At 71.0% G+C, this 21,344-nt stretch carries 17 protein-coding genes and 1 riboswitch; of the genes, 10 read left to right on the plus strand and 7 right to left on the minus strand.

The annotated features are described in order from the left end of the window. Positions 1–54 precede the first annotated feature (54 nt). Complete coding sequence (locus VN378_RS08355) at positions 55–948, plus strand: aldo/keto reductase (protein ID WP_325742793.1); 894 nt, start codon at positions 55–57, stop codon at positions 946–948. Here VN378_RS08355 and VN378_RS08360 read toward each other — a convergent pair. Continuing rightward, positions 932–2,770, minus strand: a complete 1,839-nt coding sequence (locus VN378_RS08360; protein ID WP_325742795.1) for a TonB-dependent receptor plug domain-containing protein — start codon at positions 2,768–2,770, stop codon at positions 932–934. The genes VN378_RS08355 and VN378_RS08360 overlap by 17 nt on opposite strands. A 184-nt stretch (positions 2,771–2,954) precedes the next feature. Then, a riboswitch (cobalamin riboswitch) is annotated at positions 2,955–3,107 on the minus strand. A gap of 89 nt (positions 3,108–3,196) precedes the next feature. Here VN378_RS08360 and mutS point away from each other — a divergent pair. The 5 genes from mutS to VN378_RS08385 all read left to right on the plus strand — a co-directional run bounded on the left by mutS (position 3,197) and on the right by VN378_RS08385 (position 12,032). Beyond that, positions 3,197–5,902: a DNA mismatch repair protein MutS gene (mutS, locus tag VN378_RS08365; RefSeq protein WP_325742797.1), complete on the plus strand. Its 2,706-nt coding sequence runs from the start codon at positions 3,197–3,199 to the stop codon at positions 5,900–5,902. Further along, on the plus strand, positions 5,899–8,589 hold the full coding sequence (gene glnD / locus VN378_RS08370) for a [protein-PII] uridylyltransferase (protein WP_325742799.1): 2,691 nt from the start codon (positions 5,899–5,901) through the stop codon (positions 8,587–8,589). The genes mutS and glnD overlap by 4 nt, the downstream gene beginning before the upstream one ends. A 32-nt stretch (positions 8,590–8,621) precedes the next feature. Further along, positions 8,622–10,229: a murein biosynthesis integral membrane protein MurJ gene (gene murJ, locus VN378_RS08375; protein WP_325742801.1), complete on the plus strand. Its 1,608-nt coding sequence runs from the start codon at positions 8,622–8,624 to the stop codon at positions 10,227–10,229. Then, positions 10,229–11,275, plus strand: a complete 1,047-nt coding sequence (trpS, locus tag VN378_RS08380) for a tryptophan--tRNA ligase (RefSeq protein ID WP_325742803.1) — start codon at positions 10,229–10,231, stop codon at positions 11,273–11,275. Before murJ ends, trpS begins: the two co-directional genes overlap by 1 nt. Before the next feature lie 67 nt (positions 11,276–11,342). Beyond that, positions 11,343–12,032 carry a GNAT family N-acetyltransferase gene (locus VN378_RS08385; protein ID WP_325742805.1) on the plus strand — a complete coding sequence of 230 codons (690 nt, stop codon included), beginning with the start codon at positions 11,343–11,345 and terminating at the stop codon, positions 12,030–12,032. Here VN378_RS08385 and VN378_RS08390 read toward each other — a convergent pair. Beyond that, positions 12,029–13,366 carry an RsmB/NOP family class I SAM-dependent RNA methyltransferase gene (locus VN378_RS08390; RefSeq protein WP_325742807.1) on the minus strand — a complete coding sequence of 446 codons (1,338 nt, stop codon included), beginning with the start codon at positions 13,364–13,366 and terminating at the stop codon, positions 12,029–12,031. The genes VN378_RS08385 and VN378_RS08390 overlap by 4 nt on opposite strands. 47 nt (positions 13,367–13,413) lie before the next feature. After that, positions 13,414–15,399, minus strand: a complete 1,986-nt coding sequence (locus tag VN378_RS08395; RefSeq protein ID WP_325742808.1) for a potassium transporter Kup — start codon at positions 15,397–15,399, stop codon at positions 13,414–13,416. A gap of 174 nt (positions 15,400–15,573) precedes the next feature. Between VN378_RS08395 and VN378_RS08400 the strand changes: the two genes are divergently transcribed. Both VN378_RS08400 and VN378_RS08405 read left to right on the plus strand, forming a co-directional pair. Next, positions 15,574–16,044, plus strand: a complete 471-nt coding sequence (locus VN378_RS08400; RefSeq protein ID WP_325742809.1) for an Rrf2 family transcriptional regulator — start codon at positions 15,574–15,576, stop codon at positions 16,042–16,044. A 1-nt stretch (position 16,045) separates the two neighbouring features. After that, positions 16,046–16,858, plus strand: a complete 813-nt coding sequence (locus VN378_RS08405) for an SDR family oxidoreductase (protein WP_325742811.1) — start codon at positions 16,046–16,048, stop codon at positions 16,856–16,858. A gap of 125 nt (positions 16,859–16,983) precedes the next feature. Here VN378_RS08405 and VN378_RS08410 read toward each other — a convergent pair whose 3' ends face one another. Further along, positions 16,984–17,682: a MarC family protein gene (locus VN378_RS08410; RefSeq protein ID WP_325742813.1), complete on the minus strand. Its 699-nt coding sequence runs from the start codon at positions 17,680–17,682 to the stop codon at positions 16,984–16,986. 104 nt (positions 17,683–17,786) lie between these two features. On the opposite strand from VN378_RS08410, the gene pyrF reads away from it, so the two are divergent. Then, positions 17,787–18,497 (plus strand): orotidine-5'-phosphate decarboxylase, encoded by a 711-nt coding sequence (pyrF, locus tag VN378_RS08415; protein WP_325742824.1) that lies wholly within the window; start codon positions 17,787–17,789, stop codon positions 18,495–18,497. On the opposite strand, the gene VN378_RS08420 is transcribed toward pyrF, so the two are convergent. The 3 genes from VN378_RS08420 to VN378_RS08430 all read right to left on the minus strand — a co-directional run bounded on the left by VN378_RS08420 (position 18,494) and on the right by VN378_RS08430 (position 20,281). Further along, positions 18,494–19,360, minus strand: coding sequence for a hypothetical protein (locus tag VN378_RS08420; protein WP_325742815.1), 867 nt, complete (start codon positions 19,358–19,360; stop codon positions 18,494–18,496). The genes pyrF and VN378_RS08420 overlap by 4 nt on opposite strands. Positions 19,361–19,498: 138 nt before the next feature. Continuing rightward, positions 19,499–19,975 carry a hypothetical protein gene (locus VN378_RS08425; RefSeq protein WP_325742817.1) on the minus strand — a complete coding sequence of 159 codons (477 nt, stop codon included), beginning with the start codon at positions 19,973–19,975 and terminating at the stop codon, positions 19,499–19,501. 69 nt (positions 19,976–20,044) lie between these two features. After that, complete coding sequence (locus VN378_RS08430) at positions 20,045–20,281, minus strand: succinate dehydrogenase assembly factor 4 (RefSeq protein ID WP_325742819.1); 237 nt, start codon at positions 20,279–20,281, stop codon at positions 20,045–20,047. A gap of 85 nt (positions 20,282–20,366) precedes the next feature. On the opposite strand from VN378_RS08430, the gene htpX reads away from it, so the two are divergent. Further along, on the plus strand, positions 20,367–21,311 hold the full coding sequence (gene htpX / locus VN378_RS08435; RefSeq protein ID WP_325742821.1) for a zinc metalloprotease HtpX: 945 nt from the start codon (positions 20,367–20,369) through the stop codon (positions 21,309–21,311). Positions 21,312–21,344: the final 33 nt, after the last annotated feature.

Below are 21,344 nucleotides of genomic sequence, written 5' to 3' on the forward strand. Positions count from 1 at the left end.
TTCGCGCAAGGTCTTGGAAGGGGCGCCTTAAACATTCGGCTTCACAGTCCCGCCGTGATCCCAAGCCGCACCCCGATTCCGGTCGACAAACTCGCTCTGGCCGTCGTGCACGCGCCGGATCGCGCCATTCCCGCGCCCGCGGGCGCGCGCGAGGAATCCCTGCGTTTCCTGCTTCAGACCGCCGCCGATTCCGGCGTCACCCGCGTCGCCACCCGCCCGGACGGCGACGGCGAACGCTGGCTGGGCCAGTCCTGGCCCTTCCCCTCGCCCTTCAAGGTCTCGGTCCGCACCGTACCGGTCAGCGACGGCGTCGACCGGGTCGAGGCCCGCGCCCGCCGCTCGCTGGAGCGGCTCGGCCTGCCGCGCGGCGAGGCCCTGCTGATCTCGAGCGCCTCCGACCTCGCCGGAACCGAGGGCCGCGCCCTGTGGGACAAGCTTCAGGCGCTCAAGGACCGGGGCCTGTACCGCCGCATCGGCTTCTGCGCCGCCGTGGAGGACGGCCCCGCCCTGCTGGCCCGCCGCTTCCAGCCCGACATCGTCCAGCTGAAATGCAATCTGCTGGACCAGCGGGCCCAGCACGCCGGCGTGCTGTCCGAACTGGCGTCGCTCGACGTCGCCGTCCACGCCTCCTCGATCTTCGCCGACGGCCTGCTGTTCATGAACAGCGAGGCCCTGCCGCCCGAGATGCACCGCCACGCCCCGACCCTGTCGCGCATCCGCCGCCGCCTCGCCGAGGCGCGCGTCGATCCGATGCAGGCGACCCTCGCCTATGCGCTGGGCCTGCCGGAAGTCTCGGCCGTGGTCGCCAGCGTGGCCTCGGCCGCCGAACTGCGCGCGGTCGTGGCCGCGACCCACGCCCGGACCCCCGCCCTTGACTGGGCCGCCATGCAGCTGGAGCCGGCGGCGGCGAGCGCCGCCAGCTCGCGCCGCATCAGTACCGCAGCCTGATCCCGACATAGCCGGACCGGCCCGGCTCGCCGTAGCCGAACACCTGCTGGTAGCGCTCGTCCGCCAGATTCTCGATCCGGGCCGTCAGGGTGACCTTGTCGGTCAGGGCGTAAGACCCATTCAGATTGGCCGTGATGAAGGCCTCCCGGACCCCGCCGGCGTCGTCCTGATCACTCTCCGCCCGCACGGTCAGGGCGCCGGACAGCCGTGCGCCGGTCCAGCCCAGGGTCGCCGATCCCGACTGTTCCGGCACGCGTAGCAGCCGCGCGCCGGTCGTCTCGTCCCGTGCGTCGGTCCAGGCCCAGGCGAGAGCCAGGTCGAACCCGCCGCCCAGCCGCGCCCGGCCCTCCAGCTCTACGCCGTCCGTCGCCGTCTCGGCGACGTTGACGTAGTAGCTGTCGAAGGTGACCGGATCGAAGACATAGGTGATCTGGTCCTCGACGTTCAGGCGGTAGACGGTCAGCCGGCCCCCGATGCGGCCATCCGCCGATCCCCAGCCGATCGCGCCCTCATAACCCTCGGCCGTTTCGGGACGCAGCACCGGGAAGGGCTGGGCCGAGAAGCAGAAGTCGCACACCGCCTGGCTGATCGACGGCGCCTTGAAGCCCGTCCCCCAGGCCGCCGACAGGGTGAAGCCCGCCCCCGCGTCCAGGGCGGCCGACGCCCGGCCCGTCGTCTTCGAGCCGAAGTCGTCCGTATCGTCGAACCGCAGGGCGCCGGTCAGGCTGAGCCGCCCGGTCGGCTCGATCCGGCCCGTGGCGAAGACCGAGCTCGCGCCCAGTTCCTCGGTCAGGCCGGTCGACAGGCTGCCCTCGGTGTCCTCGCGCTCGGCGCCGACGGCGAAGTCCAGGCCCCCGGCCGAGCCGTCGGCCTGCCAGCGGAACACCTGCCGATCGGCTTCGAAGGCCGAGGGGAAGGCCGAGACGGTCTCGCGCGAAATATCCGACGCCGAGACGCTGAACTGGTGGGCCAGGCCGAGTGCGTTCAGGCGCAGGCGGCCGAACCCCGACCATTGCTCGCTGGACTGGCTGTCGAGGGTGTCGGCCAGGACGAACGCCGGCGCGGGATAGCCGTCCAGATCGACATCACTGTCGGTCCAGCGGACCGAGCCGTCCACGGCCACGCCCGGCGTGAAGGCGTAGCGGCCCCGCGCTCCGATCGTGGTCGTGGCGAAGCCGTCGGCTTCCGGATTGCCGTCGGCCTCGTCTGCGGCGGAGATCCCGTTGGTGTCGAAATGCGAAACCCAGGCTCCAAAGCCGTACCGGTCCGTCGATACGCCGCCCGCCAGCCGGCCGCGTACGGTCTCGAACGACCCCGCCTCCAGCTCGGCCGCGAGCCCGTCGAGGTCGCGCGTGGTGAAGGCGATCACCCCGCCGATGGCGTCGGATCCCCAGAGCGACGACTGCGGGCCCGACAGGACCTCGATCCGTTCGATGTCAGAAAGCTCCAGACCCGAGAAGTCGAAGGCCCCGTTGACCTCGGCCGGGTCGTTGACGGGGACGCCGTCGACCAGCACCAGGGTCTTGCCCGGCGAGGCCCCGCGCATCCGCACCTGGGCCACGCCGCCGAAGGCGCCCGATCGCACCACCGAAAGGCCGGGCACGTCATGCAGGATGTCGGCGGCGAACACCGCGCCGCGCTGCTCGATGACCCGGCGGTCGATCACCCGCGCGCCCGGCGTATCGGCGACGATCGCCGGCAGGCGGGTGGCGGTGACGACCACCTCGGGCAGGGCGGCGTCGGGATCGTTGGCCGTCTGGGCGTGGACGGACAGGGGAAACAGCACGGCGGCGGCCGTGGCGTAGAGGATGGATCGCGTCATGCGCGGATCTCCGTCGGCCCCGCGCTGGCGCTGCGCGGCGGCGTGTGAAAGCGACCGACCCGGCCCCGGAAGGGGCGCGGCGCTGGGGTCGGGTCGCTTCGACGGAACGGCCCCCGCTCAAGCGGAAGGGTTGGCCCCACGCCTCTGCCTGACCCCGGACAGCGGACGAGCGACGTCGGCGGCCAGGTCTCCTGGCTTGCGGTTCAACAGTCGCCGTCCACGCCTTCCCGGTTCGCCCGAAAGCGGTCCAGTGGCGCCGGGGATCGCTCCCCGGATCGGACGACGGCCTCGCCGCCTACAGTTGCGGGCACAGCCGCGGTTTCTCACCGCGTTCCCTTAACCGCCTGCCGGGCTTGTCGCAGTGCGGCGCCGCTTGCGCAAGACGCTTGAGGCCGGGAGCGCAATCCTTCACCTTGCACCCCTTCCATGAACGCCCCCCTCGCCCACCCTCCGAAAGCCGACGCAGCCCCGTCCAGCGAGGGGACGACGCCGGTCATGGCGCAGTTCCTGGCGGCCAAGGCCAGCCAGCCCGACGCCATCGTCTTCTTCCGCATGGGCGACTTCTACGAGCTGTTCTTCAAGGACGCCGAGATCGCCTCCGCCGCCCTCGGCATCACCCTGACGAAACGCGGCAAGCACCAGGGTCAGGACATCCCCATGGCCGGGGTGCCGGTCCACGCCCTGGACGGCTATCTGGCACGGCTGATCCGGCAGGGGTTCAAGGCGGCCATCTGCGAACAGATGGAGGCCCCGGCCGAGGCGAGGAAACGCGGCTCCAAGGCCGTGGTCCATCGCGACATCGTCCGCGTCGTCACGCCCGGCACCCTGACCGAGGACAGTCTGCTGGACGCGCGCGGCGCCAACCGTCTGGCCGCCGTCTCGGTGCGCAAGGGCCGCGCCGCCGTGGCCGTGGTAGAGCTGTCGGCCGGCACGGTCGACGCCGTCGCCTGTTCGCTGGAAGACCTCGGCGCGACCCTCGCCTCCTTCCGCCCTTCTGAGGTGCTGGTCCCCGACCGCCTGTTCTCGGACGAGACGACCAGGGCCGCGCTCGACGGCTCGGGCGGCGTGGTTCAGGCCCTGCCGCAAGCGCTGGCCGAGCCCGTCGGCGCACGCGTCCGGGTCGAGCGGCTGTACGGCGTCGCCTCGCTGGACGGTTTCGGAGCTTTCGAGGAGGCCGAGGTCTCCGCGCTGGGCCTGATCGCCGCCTATCTGGAGACGACACAGGCCGGCAAGATCCCCGCCCTGTCGCCGCCGCGCCGCTCGGGCGACAGCGGCTTCCTCGCCATCGATCCGGCGACGCGGTTGAGCCTCGAGATCGATCGCACCCAGCGCGGGGAGCGCGAGGGGTCGCTGCTGGCCTGCATCGACCGCACCGTCACCTCGGGCGGCGCCCGGGCCCTGGCCGAGCGGATCGCCCGACCGCTGCGCGACACCGCCGCCATCAACCATGGACTGGACGCCGTCGAATGGCTGCTGGAGCGCCGCGACCTGCGCCGCGACCTGCGCGACGGCCTGCGCGCCTCATCCGACGTGGCCCGGGCGACCTCCCGCCTCGTGCTGGGCCGGGGCGGTCCGCGCGACCTCGCCGCCATCCGCACCGGCCTGTCGATCGCCGAGGGCATAGCGGGCCTGTTTCCGCCGGCCCGCGACCCGCTGACCGGCCCGCCGGCCCGCATCGCCGCGGCGCTGGACCGGCTGAGCCTGTCGCCCGACCTCGGCCGTCTGCTGGTCGATCTGGCCGAGGGTCTGGTCGCCGAGCCGCCGCACCTCGCCCGCGACGGCGGCTTCGTCTCGGCCGGCTACCGTCCCGAGCTGGAGGAGGCACGCCGCCTGCGCGACGACAGCCGCCGCGTCGTCGCCGACCTCGAGGCCCGCGCCGTGGCCGAGGCGGGCGTGCCGTTCAAGATCCGCCACAACGCCGTCCTCGGCTATTTCCTCGAGACCTCGGCCAAGGCGGCGGAACCCCTGCTGCGACCCTCGGGCGAAAGCCCCTTCATCCATCGCCAGACCCTCGCCAACCAGGTCCGCTTCACCACCGTCGAACTGTCCGAACTGGATGCGAAGATCAGCCAGGCCGGCTATCGCGCCCTCGCCATAGAGGGCGAGACCTTCGAGACCTGGCGCGCGACGGTGCAGTCGCTGGCCCAGCCGCTTCAGGCCGTCGCCGAGGCCCTCGCCGAACTGGACGCCCATTCCGCCCTCGCCGAATGGGCCGAGGAGGTCGGGGCCGTCCGCCCCGCCGTCGACGACACGACCTGTTTCGAGGTCGCCGCCGGCCGCCATCCGGTGGTCGAGGCGGCGGTCAAGGCGCAGGGCGACCCCTATACGCCGAACAATTGCACGCTCGACGGATCAGGGGCCGCCTGCGCCCGCCTGTCCATCGTCACCGGTCCCAACATGGCCGGCAAGTCGACCTTCCTGCGCCAGAACGCCCTGCTCGTCGTCCTGGCCCAGGCCGGCGCCTTCGTGCCCGCCCGGGCCATGCGGCTGGGCGTGGTCGACCGGCTGTTCAGCCGCGTCGGGGCCGGCGACGACCTGGCCCGCGGCCGCTCGACCTTCATGACCGAAATGGTCGAGACCGCCGCCATCCTGACCCAGGCCACGGACCGCAGTTTCGTGGTGCTGGACGAGATCGGCCGCGGCACCGCCACCTATGACGGCCTCGCCATCGCCTGGGCCGTGGCCGAGGCCCTGCACGACCGCAACCGCGCCCGGACCCTGTTCGCCACCCACTATCACGAGCTGGCGGGCCTCGAGACGCGGCTGGCCCATGTCTGCAACCTGTCGATGGTGGCAAGGGAATGGAACGGCGACCTCGTCTTCCTGCACGAGGCCGCGCCCGGCGCCGCCGACCGCAGCTACGGCGTACAGGTCGCGAAACTGGCCGGCGTCCCCGCCGCCGTCGTCAGCCGCGCCCGCGAGGTGCTGGACCGGCTGGAGGGCGAGAAGAGTGCGGCGATCAGCCTCGACGACCTGCCCCTGTTCGCCCAGAGCCAGGGATGGGCGGAGCCGACCCCTCCGCCGCGTTCGTCCGCCGTCGAGGACGCGCTTCAGGCCATCGAACCCGACGAACTGTCCCCGCGCGAGGCGCTGGAGGCCCTGTACCGGCTGAAGGGTCTGGGCCGCCGGTGACATCCGCCCTCGACGACCGGCTGATCGAGGCCGCGTCCGCCCCCGACGTGCGCAAGGCGGTCGCCGGGGCCCTGCGCGAAACCTTCGACGCCGCCCGCGCCAGGGCCGCCCGCCGCCTCGAGGCCGGGGGCGAAGGGGTCGAGGTGGCCCGGCTCTATTCCGCCGCGGCCGACGAACTGCTGACCGCCCTGTGGCGATTCACCACGGAAACCCTCTACCCCGCCCACAATCCCACCGAGGCCGAACGGCTCAGCCTGATCGCCGTCGGCGGCTACGGCCGGGGCGTGCTGGCGCCGTTCTCGGATCTGGACCTGCTGTTCCTGCGTCCGTGGAAGCCGATCCCGCGCACCGAACAGGTCATCGAGTTCATGCTCTACGTCCTGTGGGATCTCGGGGTTAAGGTCGGCCAGTCCGCGCGCTCGGTCGACGAATGCCTGGCGCTGGCCAGGTCCGACATGGTGATCCGCACCACCCTGCTGGAGGCGCGGCCGCTGGCCGGCGACGCGCGGCTGGCCGACGACTTCATCGCCCGCTTCCGCGCCATGGTGGTCAAGGCCGACCCGCGCCCCTTCATCGCCGCCAAACTGGTCGAACGCGACCTGCGCCACCAGAAATCGGGCGCCGTCCGCTATCGCGTCGAGCCCAACATCAAGGACGGCAAGGGCGGTCTGCGTGATCTCAACACCCTGTTCTGGATCGCCCGCTCCCTTGCGCCGGACAGCCCCCTGGGCGCCCGGGTCCTCGACGACCTGCTCACCGCGCGGGAACGGCGGACCTTCGAGGAATCCTTCGACTTCCTGTGGCGCGCCCGGGCGCACCTGCACCTGACCGCCGGCCGGGCGGAGGAAAAGCTGACCTTCGACCTTCAGCCCGAGGTCGCCCGGCGGATGGGCTGGCGCGGGCGCGGCGACGAGCCGGCGGTCGAGCGCTTCATGCGCCGGTATTTCCTGGTCGCCCGCGACGTCGGCGCCCTGACCCGCGCCATGTCGGCCAAGCTGGAGGCGCGCCAGCAGAAGCCGACGCTGAGCCTGTCGCGACTGATCCCGGGCCGCAAACGCAAGCTGGGCGTCGAGGGCTTCATCGAGGACGCCGGCCGCCTGTCGGTCGCCGGTCCCGAGGTCTTCGCCGCCGCGCCGGAGAAACTGCTGATGCTGTTCCGCACGGCGGACGAGCACGATCTGGACCTGCATCCCGACGCCTTCTCGGCCGTCAGCCGGTCGCTGTCGCTGGTGACCCCGTCGCTGCGCCGCGACCCCGAGGCGACCCGCGCCTTCCTCGACATCCTCGCCCACGGCCAGCGTCCATACCGCGTCCTGACGCTGATGAACGAGACGGGCCTGCTGGGCCGGTTCCTGCCCGAATGGGGGCGGATCGTCGGCCAGACCCAGTTCAACATGTACCACGCCTATACGGTGGACGAGCACACCCTGCAGGCCATCGGCATCATCAACGACATATGGCGCGGCAAGCTGAAGGCCGACCATCCCGCCTCGACCGAGATCGTCCATCGCATCGACGATTTCGAGGCCCTGATGCTGGCCATGCTGCTGCATGACGTCGGCAAGGGCGGCGACCGGGGCCAGCTGGAGGACGGAGCCATCGCCGCGCGTCGCGCCTGCGACCGGCTGGGTCTCGACCCGCGCCGCACCGAGTTCGTGGTCTGGCTGGTGCGCAATCACCTGGCCCTGAGCGACTACGCCCAGAAGCGCGACGTCTCCGATCCGGCGACGGTCCGCGCCTTCACGAAGCTGGTCGGAGACCCGGAGCGGCTGCGCACCCTGCTGATCCTGACGGTGGCCGACATCCGGGCCGTCGGCCCCGGCGTCTGGAACGCCTGGAAGGGCAACCTCATCCGCGACCTCTACCAGCGGACCGAGGGCGTATTCAGGGGGGAGGACCCGGCCCACGCCGACCCGCTGGACGACTATCCCGATCTGGTCGCCCGGGCCCGGGCCGACGGGGTCGCGGCCGAAGCCGTAACCGTCGCGGGAGGCGAGGAGGACGAGCGCGCCGCTGCCCGCGTCGCCGTCGCAGCCCGCGACCGGCCGGGCCTGTTCGTCGACCTGGCCGACGCCCTCGCCGCCGCCGGGGCCGATGTCGTCGGCGCCCGCGTGGCGACGGCGGGCGACGGCACGGCCCTGGATGTGTTCGAGCTTCAGGACGGCGCCGGAGCCCCCTATGGCCAGGCGGAACCGCGGCGGCTGATGCGGCTGATCCGGGCGCTGGAGGCCGCGGCCCGCGGGGGCGTGCCCGTCGCCCCCGCCCCCGCGGCCCCGCCGAACCCACGCCGCGCCGCCTTCGACGTCCGCCCCACGGCCATGGTCGATCTGGACGAGAGTCCGACCGCCGCCGTCGTCGAGGTGTCCGGCGCCGACCGTCCCGGACTGCTGGCCGATCTGGCGCGGGCCTTCGCCATCCACCGCCTGTCGATCCGCTCGGCCCACATCGCCGGCTTCGGCGAGCGCGCGGTCGACAGCTTCTACGTCACCGACGCCGCCGGCCATAAGCCGAAGCCGGGCCCCAGGCTCGAGGCGCTGCGGGCCGATCTGGAAACCGTCCTCGATTTCACCGAGCGCGCGGGTCATCGCGTGTCGGCGCCCGTGCGGGCCAGCCTGCGCGACGTCTCCGAGGTCGGCCGGCGCCGGTCGGCGCAGGAGCCGGTATCGCGCGCGCCGGAACCACGCTAAGCGCTGATCCAGAACCCCTTTCCGAGCATTTCATGAGCCTGGCCCGCAACACCCTGGTGCAAGCGACCCTGACGCTGGGAAGCCGTATCCTCGGTTTCGCCCGCGACATGGCTCTGGCCGCCCGCTTCGGTCAGGGGCCGATGATGGACGCCTTCACCACGGCGTTGATGTTGCCCAACATGTTCCGCCGCCTGTTCGCCGAAGGCGCCTTCGCCCAGGCCTTCGTGCCCGTCTACGGCGGCGTCAGGGCCCGCGAAGGTGAAGCGGCCGCGGCGGTCACGGCCTCCGAGGCCATGTCCTTCATGCTGGCGGTGGTCGCGGGCTTCTGCATCCTGCTGCAGGTTCTGATGCCGTGGATCATGCCCTGGCTGCTGTCGGCCTATCGCGATCAGGCCGGCGTCATGTCCGTGGCGGTCACCGCGACCCAGCTGGCCATGCCCTATCTGGCCTGTATGACGGTCGCGTCCCTGTTATCCGGGGTGCTCAACACGGGCGGACGCTTCGCCCTGTCGGCGGGCGTGCCGGTGTTCCTGAACCTGTGCACCCTCGCGCCGCTGCTGGCCGCCTATGTCATACCGGCGAGCCAGCCGGAGGTCCTGCTGTGGGTCACGGCCGCAGTCACACTGTCCGGCGTGATCCAGGCCGGGCTGCTGTGGTGGGGCGTGCAGCGGCTGGGCGTGACCATCCGGCTGTCGTGGCCGCGCCTGACGCCCAATGTGAAGCGGGCCCTGGCCCTGGCCGTGCCCGGCGCCATGGCGGGCGGCGCCATGCAGATCAATTCCGTGGTCAGCCAGATGCTGGCCGGATCCGATGAAGGCGCCCGGTCGGTCCTCTACAACGCCGATCGCCTGTACCAGCTGCCGCTGGGTCTGATCGGCGTCGCTATCGGTCTGGCCCTGGTGCCGCGCCTGACCCGGGCCTTCGTCACGGAGGACCACGAGGGCGGGCGCAAGACGCTCGACGACGGCATCACCCTGGCCATGGCCTTCACCCTGCCCGCCGCCGTGGCCCTGTTCGTCATTCCCTTCTTCATCATGGACGCCACCGTGACTCGCGGCGCCTTCACCAGCGAGGACGCGGCCCGCACCGCCGACGTGTTGCGCCAGTTCGCCTGGGGCGTGCCGGCGTTCGTTCTCGCCAAGGTGCTGACCCCGCCCTTCTTCGCCCGCGAGGACACCCGCCGGCCGATGATCTACGCCGTCACCGCGGTGGCCTTCACCGTGGTGTTCGGGTCCATCCTGTTCTTCTGGCTGTCGCGCATCGGCGTCGACGGCGTGCTCGGCCTGGCCATCGCCACCAGCCTGTCGGCCTGGATCAATGTCGCCCTGCTGGTCGGGACGTTGATGCGCGAGCACGTCTGGCGACCCTCGCCGGCCTTCCTCTCGCGCCTGACCCGTGTGCTGGTCGCCAGCGCCGTGATGGCCGGTCTGCTGGTGGTCGCCGGCCTTGGCTACGAAACCCTGAGTCGTGTTTTTCTGACCAAGGAAATCGCGGTCCTGGTCGTCTGCGGCGCCGGCGCCCTTGTCTATGGCGTCTGCATCGTGCTTTTCCGCGCCGTCAGCGTGGCCGAACTGAAGGCGACGTTGAAGCGTGAACCTGGCGCCCCGAAGACAGACGGGCCGCCGACCGGACTGGATTGATGACCGACGCCTCCCCCGCCGCCGCTCCCGCCTACACCGGCCCGCGCCGTGTCCTGTCGGGCATCCAGGCCTCCGGCGCCCTGCATCTGGGCAACTATCTCGGCGCCCTGAAGCGGTTCACCCAGCTTCAGGATACCGGCGCGCCCTGTTTCCTGTTCGTGGCCGACCTGCATGCCATCACCGTCTGGCAGGATCCGGACAAGCTGACCGCCCAGACGCGCGAGATCGCCGCCGCCTATCTGGCCTCCGGCCTCGATCCGTCGAAGTCGATCATCTGGCCGCAGTCGGCCGTGCGCGCCCATTCCGAACTGGCATGGATCCTCAACTGCGTCGCCCGCCTCGGCTGGCTGGACCGCATGACCCAGTTCAAGGAGAAGTCGGGCAAGCACAAGGAACGCTCGTCCGTCGGCCTCTACACCTATCCCGTGCTGCAGGCCGCCGACATCCTGCTGTACAAGGCCACAGAGGTGCCGACCGGCGAGGACCAGAAGCAGCATCTGGAGCTGACCCGCGACATCGCCCAGAAGTTCAACACCGACTTCAACGCGCCCGGCTTCTTTCCCCTGCCCGAACCCCTGACCCAGGGACCGGCGCCGCGGGTCATGAGCCTGCGCGACGGCATGGCCAAGATGTCCAAGTCCGATCCGTCGGACCAGTCCCGCATCAACCTGACCGACGACGCCGACGCCATCGTCGCCAAGATCCGCAAGGCCCGCACCGACCCCGATCCCCTGCCCGAGACGCTGGAAGGCCTCGAAGGCCGCGCCGAGGCGAAGAACCTCGTCACCATCTATGCGGCCCTCGCCGACGTGAGCCGCGAGGCCGTGCTGGCCGGGTTCGCCGGCCAGGGCTTCGGCGCCTTCAAGCCCAAACTGGCCGACCTCGCGGTCGCCTCCATGGCCCCGGTGACCGCGGAGATGCGCCGGCTGATGGCCGAGCCCGCCGAGATCGACCGGGTGCTGAAGGACGGCGCCGAACGCGCCGCCGCCATCGCCGATCCGGTGGTGGACGAGGTCAAGAAGATCGTCGGCTTCTGGCGCCCCTGACGGCGGCTTCCGGACGCCGCATCGCTCCGCCTCTGGCGAACGGCTCCGCTTGCGCTAATTCAGGCCCATGAGCCTCCCCCATCCCCTCGACCGCCCGGTGTGGAGCGCCCTGACCAGTCGTCAGGCCGCGCTCTCGATCGGCGATGCGCGGGCCCTGCGCTTCGACCCGGCCTGGGCCCTGTTCGGGGCCGCCGCCGACGCCTCGCCGGGGAATTTGCAGGCGCTGACGGACCTGAACACCTCCCCCCACGGCCTGGGTCTGGTCGAGACGGGCGAAACGCACCTGCCGCCCGGCGCGCGGGTCCGCAGTCAGGCGCCCTGCGTGCAGATGACCGCCTCGACCCTGACCGCCGGCGGACGGGACCTCGCCTTCGAACCGCTGGGCGAAGCCGACGCCGCCGATATGCTGGCGCTGGCGACCCTGACCGTCCCCGGCCCCTTCTTCGAAAAGACCCATCGCCTCGGCGACTTCATCGGCGTGAAGCAGGACGGCAAGCTGATCGCCATGGCGGGCGAGCGGATGCGTCCGGCGGGCTTCACCGAGGTCTCGGGCGTCTGCACCCATCCCGACCACCGCGGCCACGGCTACGCCAGCGCCCTGATGCGGGTCGTGACGCAGCGCATCCTGGAGCGCGGCGAAGAGGCCTTCCTGCACGCCTATGCGGCGCACGCGGCGACCATCGCCCTCTATGAGACGCTGGGCTTCAACGTGCGGACCGCGATCACCTACACCGTGCTGGACGGACGGCAGCCTTAGGCGACGCGGTCCAGACGGGCGACGAAGAAACCGTCCAGGCCGCCCTTTTCCGCCCACATCGACGGCAGGATGCGCAGCCAGCCCTCGGGCGTCAGCGCCTCGTCCGGCGCGCCGACGGCGGCCGGATCGGCGGGGGCGGTTTTGAACGCCGGGTTGCGGCGCAGGAAGGCGATGATCTGGGTCTCGCCCTCCTCGCGCTCCAGCGAACAGACGCAATAGACCAGCCGCCCGCCCGGCTTGACCCGTTCGGCGGCGGCGTCCAGCAGCCGGTGCTGGACGTCGGCCAGCTTGGCCACGTCGGCGGGCTTGGTGGCCCGCAGGACTTCCGGATTGCGCCGGAAGGTCCCCGTCGCCGTGCACGGCGCGTCCAGCAGGACGGCGTCGAACATGCGATCGTCGTCCCAGTCCTCGGCGGGCGTGGCGACGACTTCGGCGTCCAGACCCGTCCGTTGCAGATTGTCGGTCAGGCGCTTCAGCCGCACGGCCGACCGATCCAGCGCCACGACGCTTGCGCCGGAAGACGCCAGCTGCAGCGTCTTCCCGCCCGGGGCGGCGCACAGGTCGATGACGGCCTCGCCGGCCCTTGGAGCGAGCAGGCGTCCCGGCACGGCCGCCGCCGCGTCCTGGACCCACCAGACGCCATCGTCGAAACCCGGCCACGAAGCGACGTCCCCGCGACGCCCGGTGCGGACCGAACCGCCCGGCAGGACCTCGCCCTCGACCGCCTCGGCCACGGCGGCCGGATCGACCTCCGGCCTGACGCTGAGATCCGTGGCCGGCTCCTCGCGCGCGGCCAGGGCCAGTCCGACCAGCGCCGCCTCGCCGTACGAGGCGCGCCAGCGGGCGGCCAGCCACTCGGGCAGATTGCTCTCGGCCGTGGTCAGGCCCGGGCCCTCGCGGTCGATGCCGCGCAGCACGGCGTTGACCAGATTCTTGTAGGGCCGCGTCTTCGGTTCGCGCTCGGCCAGTTTGACCGCCGTCGACACCGCCGCGAAGGCCGGCGTCTCGAGGATCAGCATCTGGGCCAGGGCCACGCGCAATATGGTGCGCACCGCCAGCGGCGGACCCTTCTGCAGCTTGCGGTCCAGGATCTGGTCGATCTCCCCCAGCCGGCGCAAGGCGGCCATGGCCACGGCGCGGGCGAAGGCCCGGTCCGGACCCGGCAGGCTGGAGACCTCGCGGAACGACAGGGCGGCGTCCAGCCCGCCCCGGCCTTCCAGCGCCGCATTGAGCAGGATGCCGGCGGCCAGCCGCGCCTCGACGCCGATGTCGGCGGCCTCGTCGCGCGGCAGCTCGACCTTCGGCGGGCGCGGGCCCCTCGACTTGTCGGCCATGCGGCGGCCCCGGGCGGCGGAATTGCGACCGGCGGCCGGTTCGCGGCTCACACCGACACCTGGGTGCCGAGCTCGACGACCCGTCCGGGCGGGATGTGGAAGAAGTCGGTGGGATTGGCGGCGTTGCGCATCAGGAAGATGTACAGGCGATCCTGCCACAGGGGCATGCCCTGGTTCGCCGAGGGGATGATCGAGCGGCGGCCGAGGAAGAAGCTGGTCGACATGATGTCGAACTTCAGACCCCGCTGCTTGCGGCAGACATTGAGCGCCTTGGGCACATTGGGCTGTTCCATGAAGCCGTAGGAGATGACCAGCTTCTTGAAGTCGTCCGAGATCGGCTCGATGTGCACGCGGTCGGCCTCGGAAACGCGCGGCCGGTCGGTGGTGCGCACGGTCAGGATGACGTTCTTCTCGTGCAACACCTTGTTGTGCTTGAGATTGTGCATCAGGGCGACCGGGGCGATGTCCGGGTCCGAGGTCAGGAAGATGGCCGTGCCGGGGGCCCGGTGGGGCGGGCGGGCGCGCAGCATCTCGATCAGGTCGGTCAGCGGCAGGCTGTCCTTGCGCGTCTTCTCCGAGATGATCTGGGTGCCACGGACCCAGGTCCACATCAGCACGATCAGGGCCGCGCCGAGCACCAGGGGGAACCAGGCCCCCTGCGGGATTTTCAGCATGTTGGAGGTCAGGAAGACCAGGTCGATGGCGATGAAGGGGGTGATCGCCGCCAGGCTGAGCGGCAGGCTCCATTTCCACAGGCGGCGCACGATGAACCAGGCCAGCAGGGTGTCGACGAACATCGAGCCGGTCACCGCAATGCCGTAGGCGGCGGCCAGGGCGGTGGAGGTCTGGAACGTCATCACCAGCGCCAGGACGCCGATCATGAGCATCAGGTTCACCGATGGCACGAAGATCTGGCCCGCCTGGGTTTCGGAGGTGTTGCGGATGTCGATACGCGGCAGCAGACCCAGCTGGACCGCCTGTTGGGTCACCGAGAAGGCTCCGGTGATCACCGCCTGCGAGGCGATGACCGTGGCGATGGTGGCCATGATCAGGACCGGCCAGTAGGCGAACTCGGGGACCATCATCCAGAATGGATTGGCGACGGCCGCCGGGCTGGCCAGCACCAGGGCGCCCTGTCCGAGGTAGTTCAGGGTCAGGCAGGGCAGGACGAAGATCAGCCAGCCCTGGCGGATCGGCGCCTTACCGAAATGGCCCATGTCGGCATAGAGAGCCTCGGCCCCGGTCACGGCGAGGAAGACGCTGCCGAGGATGACGAAGCCGAGGAAGCCGTTGTCGATCAGGAACAGGACGCCGAAATGCGGCGACAGGGCGCGCAGGATCGAGACGTCGTCGAAGATGTGCCACAGGCCCAGCCCGGCCAGGATCAGGAACCACACCGCGGTCAGGGGGCCGAAGAATCGGGCCACGCTGGCGGTGCCGCGCGACTGGATCATGAACAGGGAGATCAGGATGCCCGCCGCGATCGGCAGGATGAAGGGGCTGAGGGCGCTGCCGATGCCGGGCGCGTCGCGCAGGCCCTCGACGGCCGAGACGACGGAGATGGCGGGGGTGATCACGCCGTCGCCATAGAACAGCGCCGCGCCGCAGACCCCGAGCAGGAAGACCAGCCCCGAGCGTCGACCCATGGCCCGCTGGGCCAGCGCCATCAGGGCCAGGGTGCCGCCCTCGCCCTTGTTGTCGGCCTTCATCAGAAAGACGACGTATTTCAGGGTCACGACGAGGATCAGGGCCCAGAACACCAGCGAGACCACGCCCAGCACGGCCAGCTCGGCCGTGCCGCCGCTGCGGCTGTGATGCAGGGCCTCGCGCATGGCGTAGAGCGGGCTGGTGCCGATGTCGCCGAACACCACGCCGATGGCGCCGATGATCAGGCCCCATTTTCCCGCCTTGACGTGACCGCCCTCGCCGGCCGCCGCAGGGTGCGGATGGGCCGGAGCGACAGATTTGTCCTGCGGAGTCTGGGGGGGAGCGGCGCCCGGGCCGTCTTCACCTTGGGGAGGGGCCCCGGCCATGAAGTTCCTCCGGGAGCCCGCACAGCGCGGTTCCCATCAAAAGAGCGGCGAGCCTTTAGGCCCTTTCATTGCGCGGTTCAATCGTGCTGCGAGTGCGAAGGTTCCCGGCCGCCCGGCCGTGAACCCGGCCGGTTTGTGAAAGAGGCGCGCAACGCCTATCTTGGGGCCAACGCCATGTCAGACAGTCAACGATTTCCCGTCGCCGCCCACGCCCTGGCCTATCTGGCCCACAAGGGCGCCTATTCGCCCGCCGACGCGGCCGCGAGCGCGATTCTGGCCGCCTCCATCCCGACCAACCCCGTCGTCGTGCGGCGTGTGACCGCCCTTTTGGCCAAGGCCGGGCTGATCGCCACCCGGCCCGGGGCCTCGGGCGGAGCCTGGCTGCTGCACCGGCCCGAGGACATCTCGCTCGAAACCGTGCTGCGCGCCGTCAACGGCTGCGCCCACCTGGGCTCGCCGCCGGCGGGAGCCAAGGGCTGCCCGGTCAGCGAACACATCCCGCGTCAGGTGGCCAAGGCCCTGACCGCCGCCGACCAGGCCGCCGGCGCGGCCCTGTCGAAGATCACCATCGCCGACCTGCTGGATCACGATCCCGCCTCGCTGGCCGCCTTCGCCCCCCACGCATCCTGCCCGGTCGCCGCCTGAGATGAGCCTGCCCTCGCGGCCGAGGCCGGTCGTGCTGGTCACAGGCGCGTCCGCCGGCATCGGCGCCGCCCTCGCCCGGGTCTATGCCGGGCATGGCTGGGATCTGGTTCTGACCGCCCGGCGCGAGGCCCCGCTGAACGCCCTCGCCGAAGACCTCTCGCACAGCGGCGCCGCGACCACGGTCCTGACCGAAGACCTCGCCGACCCGGCCGCGCCCCGACGTCTCTACGACGCCCTGCAGGACCGCGGCCTCCACATCGACGGCCTGATCAACAACGCCGGCTTCAGCCGCACGGCGGGCTTCCTCAGCACCGACCCGGCCGCCCACGCCGCCATGATCCGCGTCATGCTGGCCGCGCCGGTCGAACTGGCCCGGCTGTTCGCCCCCGGGATGGTCGAGCGCGGCTACGGCCGCATCCTCAACGTCGCCTCGCTGGCCGGCCAGATGCCCGCCACCGGCGGCGACACCCTGTACGGCCCGATCAAGAGCTTCCTGATCAAGGCCTCGCAGGGCCTGCACCTCGAGCTGCGCGGAACGGGCGTCCACGTCACCGCCCTGTGCCCCGGCTACACCCTGACCGAGTTCCACGACGCCAACGGCACGCGCGACCAGGTCGCCTCGGCCTATCCCGCCTGGATGTGGCAGACCGCCGACCACGTCGCCCGCGTCGGCTACGAAGCCTGCGAGGCCAACCGGCCGAAGGTCACGCCGGGGGCGATGAACAATCTGCTGGCCGGTCTGGCCAAACACCTGCCGGACCGCATGGCCCTGAACATGGTCGGCGGCCATGCGAAGCGGCTGAAGCGCATCTGACCCGGACAGCAGTTTCCGCTGTATTCCATGTCGCACGTTCGGGCCGGAAACCGTCTTCGAATTCCTCCGAAAACCGTCCTCCAATTCCTCGACGGAATTCGCCGCCTACCGCAGGTCTTTCGGCGTCAGTGCCCGCCCGCCGGATAGGGTGTGGTCACGGCGCCCGAGATCATGCCGGGCAGGGCTTCGGACAGGCCCATCAGGATGAACTGGACGGCGAGGGCGCACAGGATCAGGCCGAGGACGCGGACGATGATCGACATGCCGACCTCGCCGAGGACGCGGCTGATCGGACCCGTCAGGGCGAAGCACAGGAAGGTGGCGATACAGGCCGCGATGATCGCGGCCATGCCCGCGACCTGGCCCTGATAGCCGATCTTCGACGCCTCGCCGGCCTGGATGATGATGGTCGAGATGGCCCCCGGCCCGATCATCAGGGGGATGGCGAAGGGCACCACCAGCCGCTGGAAACGCCGCCGCGCATAGCCGCGCACGTCCAGCGGGTCGCTGCCCGTGTCGGTGTCGGTGAAGGATTTGAGGAAGTCCTCGCGCGTCATGTCGAGGCCCAGCAGCAGCAGCAGTATGCCGCCGGCGATCCGGAACGCCGCCAGCGAAATGCCGAAGAATTGCAGCAGGCCCAGGCCGGTGAAGAAGAAGAAGGCCAGGAAGGCGGCGGCGAACAGGCAGATCAGCCCGGCCACCGACAGCCGCTGGCGCATGGTCGCGCCCGCCGTCGCCGCGGCGAAGATCGGAATGTTGCCGATCGGATCCACCAGGGCGAACAGGGCCACGAACAGGTTGACGCCCAGATCGACCGCGTCCATGTGCTGACCTCGCCCTGCAATTCACCCAACCGCGGCCCATCAAGGCTGACGCCCGCGCGCGCGTCCAGCCCTGACGGTCGAAAAGGAGCGACGCCATGACCCCCGTGCTGACCGACCCCCGCCTGATCGTCGGCCTCGACCTGCCGTCCCTCGACGCGGCCCGCGCCATGGTCGACCGGCTGGGCGAGGCGGTCAGCAGCTACAAGATCGGCCTGACCTTGCTGGCCCGGCCCGGCGGGGTCGCCTTCGCCCACGATCTGCGGGCGCGGGGCAGGTTCGTCTTCCAGGACTGGAAGCTGCACGACATCGGGGCCCAGGTCGAAGGCGCGGCCCGCGCCGTGGCCGAGGGCGGCTGCGACCTGCTGACCGTCCACGCCGAACCCCAGGTGATGCGCGGCGCGGTCAGGGGCCGCGACGCGTCAGGCTCGGATACGAAACTTCTGGCCGTCACCGTCCTGACCAGCCTGTCGGACGCCGACCTGGCCGAGATCGGCTACGGCTTCTCCGCGGCGGACCTGGTCGAGCGGCGAGTGCGGCAGGCGCTGGACTGCGGCGTCGACGGCGTGGTCTCCAGCCCGCTTGAGGCCGCCCGCGTGCGCGAGATCGCCACGGCGGCGGGCCGGCCCGACTTCCTGATCGTCACCCCGGGCGTGCGGCCCGCGGGCGCGGACAAGGGCGACCAGCAGCGCGTGGCGACCCCCGCCGAGGCCCTGGGCGCCGGCGCGACCCATCTGGTCGTGGCCCGGCCCGTGGTCGGCGCCGGGGATCCCGTCCAGGCCGCCTCGGCCATCGTCGCCGGGATGAGCCCCGCCTAGCCGCGCTCGCCGGGTTCCTGGCTGTAATACTGCCGGGGCGGAGGCGCTTCGCCGCCGATGCCGTAGTACTGGTTCGGCGTCATGGGGGCTTCGTAAACGGGGGCGGGCGGAGGCTCCGGCGCATAGCCGTACGGAGCGGGCTCCGGCTCGCGGAAGTAGGGCTCGCCATCCCGGCCGTCGGGCCGGCAATCGCAGTCGCGGCGCCCGTCCATATAGCCCCGGTCGTATTCGCGGGCTCCCCAGGCGTGATCGCCGCCCCGATCCTCGTGACGTTCTTCCCGGCGCCCGTAGTCCGCGTCGCGATAGCCGGCGCGGGCTTCGAACGCGCCGTACTCCTCATAGGACTCGTACCGGCTTTCCTCGTACCGGCTCTCTTCATAGGACTCGTGGCGCTCGCTGTAGCCGTAGCGGCCGCCCCGGTCGCGGTCCTCATAGTACCGGCTGCCGCAGACGGGAGCGTAACGCTCGTCGCGGCCGAAACCGCCCAGGACATAGCCGAACGGGGCCGGGGCGCAGGCCTGGCCCTCGTAGGGCGCTTCGTTGTACCAGACCGGCCCGCCGTAGACGACGCCCGCGTCCCCGCCGTATCCGCCGCCGACATAGACCACGCCGCCTCCGACTGCGCCGCGCGCGCCGCCCACGTTGTAGGCGCGCGCGTTCAGGTACGAGTGGGCGGAAGCGCCGGCGAAGGCGCTCGCGCTGGCGTTCGCATTGACGTTGATGTTGACGTTCCGGCCCCCGCCCCCGGGATGGCAGCCGCCGCCGCAGCCGGGACGCCCGCCGCCGGTCGGACCGCCCGCGAGCGCGGGGCCCGCGGCGAGGATCAGGAGAGCGGCTCCGGCCGCGACGGTAAGCATACGCATGAGACAGGCTCCGGTGTTGAGCCCATCCTAAGTCTCTGGAAAGAAAAGGGTTCGGATTACACCGGAGGAGTGAAACCGGGCCGGCTTCTTTCCCCCCGGAGCGTCCAATTTAACCTTACCGGCGCGAGTCTGACCGGATCAGCGGTCATGGAAATAGACATCGGCGCAGCCGCAGCCGCGATCATCGCGATAGCGGTAGCTCCGATCGCTCCGCCCGCGCCGGGCCGACGGCGGCCGGTCGTCGTCGTAGCCCCATGCGTCGCGATAGCCGGGGTGCGGCCGCGGATTGTAATGCCGATGGCCGTCGCGATAGCCGTCTCCATGCCCGTACCGGTGACCGCCGCCATATCCGTAGGAGCGATAGCCCGGGCCGTAGCTCACATACGGCCGGCCATATCCCGGCGCGGGCACATGGACCTGCGGCCGGTCGGAATAGCCGTCGGCCCAGCGGCCCGTCTCGACATAGGACCGCGTCTCCACCTCCGACAGCGGCGTCCCGCCGACCGGCCGGCCGTACGCATTGAGATAGACAGGCTGCCCGTACGTCTGGGACGCGGCGGCTCCGGCGAGCGCGAGGGTGGCGAAAACCGCGGCGGCGGCGAACGGACGGATCATGTCGGCGTCTCCCTGATCAGCAGGGTTAACGCCGTTCGCCCGCCTTCGTTCTCCCGATCCGGGGCAGGGTCAGAAATCGACCGCCAGACCCTTCTTCTCCCAGTCGCCATAGCGGGTCGGCTCGGGCCCGCGCGGCCCGCCGTGTTCGGTCGGCAGCTCCCCCGTCGCGGCGGCCGCCCGGCGTTCGGCCGCCTCCAGCAGGGCGCGGCGCGCGACCTCGCTCAGCGGCCGATCGGGCGTGGCGTGCGGCACGTCGCCGTTCAAAGCCGGCGTGGCGTCGGGTTGGGGGGTGGGATGATCGGTCACAGCGGCCTCGCCTTGAGCTGGGCGTTGATCTCCACAAGGTAGGGGTTCGCCCCGCAGGCGCCAGCACCGATCCAGTAAAACCGACATGAACCACCTGAAAACCTTCGCGCTCCTGGCGGCGCTGACCGCGCTCTTCATGGGCGTCGGCTATATGATCGGTGGCGCGACGGGGATGCTGATCGCCCTGGTTTTCGCCGGCGGCCTGAACCTGTTCAGCTACTGGAACGCCGACAAGATCGTGCTCAGGATGTACCGGGCCCAGCCGGTCGATGAACAGCATCCCAACGCCGTGGTCCGCGCCTATGTCGCCGACGTGGCGCAGATGGCCCGCGACGCCGGCCTGCCGCGGCCCGTGGTCGCCATCATCCCCAACGATCAGCCCAACGCCTTCGCCACCGGCCGCAATCCGGCCAACGCCGCCGTCTGCGCCACCACCGGCCTGCTGGACATGCTGACCCGCGACGAGATCCGCGGCGTCATGGCCCACGAGCTGGCCCATGTGAAGAACCGCGACACCCTGACCATGACGGTCACCGCGACGGTCGCCGGGGCCATCGCCGCCCTGGCCAATTTCGGTCTGTTCTTCGGCGGCGACGACGACCGCGAACGGCCCGGCGGCATTCTCGGAACCCTGGCCCTGATGATCCTCGCGCCCCTGGCCGCGGGCCTGGTGCAGATGGCCATCAGCCGCGGCCGCGAATACGAGGCCGACCGCATCGGCGCGGAGATCGCCGGCGACCCCGAGGCCCTCGCCTCGGCCCTGCAGAAGATCGACGACTCGGCCCGCCGCATCGTCAATCCGACAGCCGAGCGCAATCCGGCCTCGGGCCAGCTGTTCATCATCAACCCGCTGGCGGGACGCGGCGCCGACAACCTGTTCTCGACCCATCCGGCCACCGGCAATCGTGTGAAGGCCCTGATGGAGCTGGGCGTCGGTATGGGTCTGGCCCTGCGGCGCCCGACCTTCGTCGCAGCGGGGGTCTCGACGAGCGTGCCGTCGACGCCGTCGCGGTCGGGGCCGTGGGGCTGACGACCGGCGTCTCCCTCCCCCTCGGGGGAGGGT

This window comes from Brevundimonas sp. (assembly GCF_035561115.1).
Classification (GTDB): domain Bacteria; phylum Pseudomonadota; class Alphaproteobacteria; order Caulobacterales; family Caulobacteraceae; genus Brevundimonas.

Excerpts from the sequence above, each read along its gene's own strand:
- VN378_RS08405 (WP_325742811.1), top strand. The coding sequence starts at position 16,046 with ATGAGCCTGCCCTCGCGGCCGAGGCCGGTCGTGCTGGTCACAGGCGCG.
- murJ (WP_325742801.1), top strand. The coding sequence starts at position 8,622 with ATGAGCCTGGCCCGCAACACCCTGGTGCAAGCGACCCTGACGCTGGGA.
- VN378_RS08420 (WP_325742815.1), bottom strand. The coding sequence starts at position 19,360 with ATGCGTATGCTTACCGTCGCGGCCGGAGCCGCTCTCCTGATCCTCGCC.
- VN378_RS08410 (WP_325742813.1), bottom strand. The coding sequence starts at position 17,682 with ATGGACGCGGTCGATCTGGGCGTCAACCTGTTCGTGGCCCTGTTCGCC.
- VN378_RS08390 (WP_325742807.1), bottom strand. The coding sequence starts at position 13,366 with ATGGCCGACAAGTCGAGGGGCCCGCGCCCGCCGAAGGTCGAGCTGCCG.
- VN378_RS08400 (WP_325742809.1), top strand. The coding sequence starts at position 15,574 with ATGTCAGACAGTCAACGATTTCCCGTCGCCGCCCACGCCCTGGCCTAT.
- htpX (WP_325742821.1), top strand. The coding sequence starts at position 20,367 with ATGAACCACCTGAAAACCTTCGCGCTCCTGGCGGCGCTGACCGCGCTC.
- VN378_RS08425 (WP_325742817.1), bottom strand. The coding sequence starts at position 19,975 with ATGATCCGTCCGTTCGCCGCCGCCGCGGTTTTCGCCACCCTCGCGCTC.
- VN378_RS08395 (WP_325742808.1), bottom strand. The coding sequence starts at position 15,399 with ATGGCCGGGGCCCCTCCCCAAGGTGAAGACGGCCCGGGCGCCGCTCCC.
- trpS (WP_325742803.1), top strand. The coding sequence starts at position 10,229 with ATGACCGACGCCTCCCCCGCCGCCGCTCCCGCCTACACCGGCCCGCGC.
- mutS (WP_325742797.1), top strand. The coding sequence starts at position 3,197 with ATGAACGCCCCCCTCGCCCACCCTCCGAAAGCCGACGCAGCCCCGTCC.
- VN378_RS08385 (WP_325742805.1), top strand. The coding sequence starts at position 11,343 with ATGAGCCTCCCCCATCCCCTCGACCGCCCGGTGTGGAGCGCCCTGACC.
- VN378_RS08360 (WP_325742795.1), bottom strand. The coding sequence starts at position 2,770 with ATGACGCGATCCATCCTCTACGCCACGGCCGCCGCCGTGCTGTTTCCC.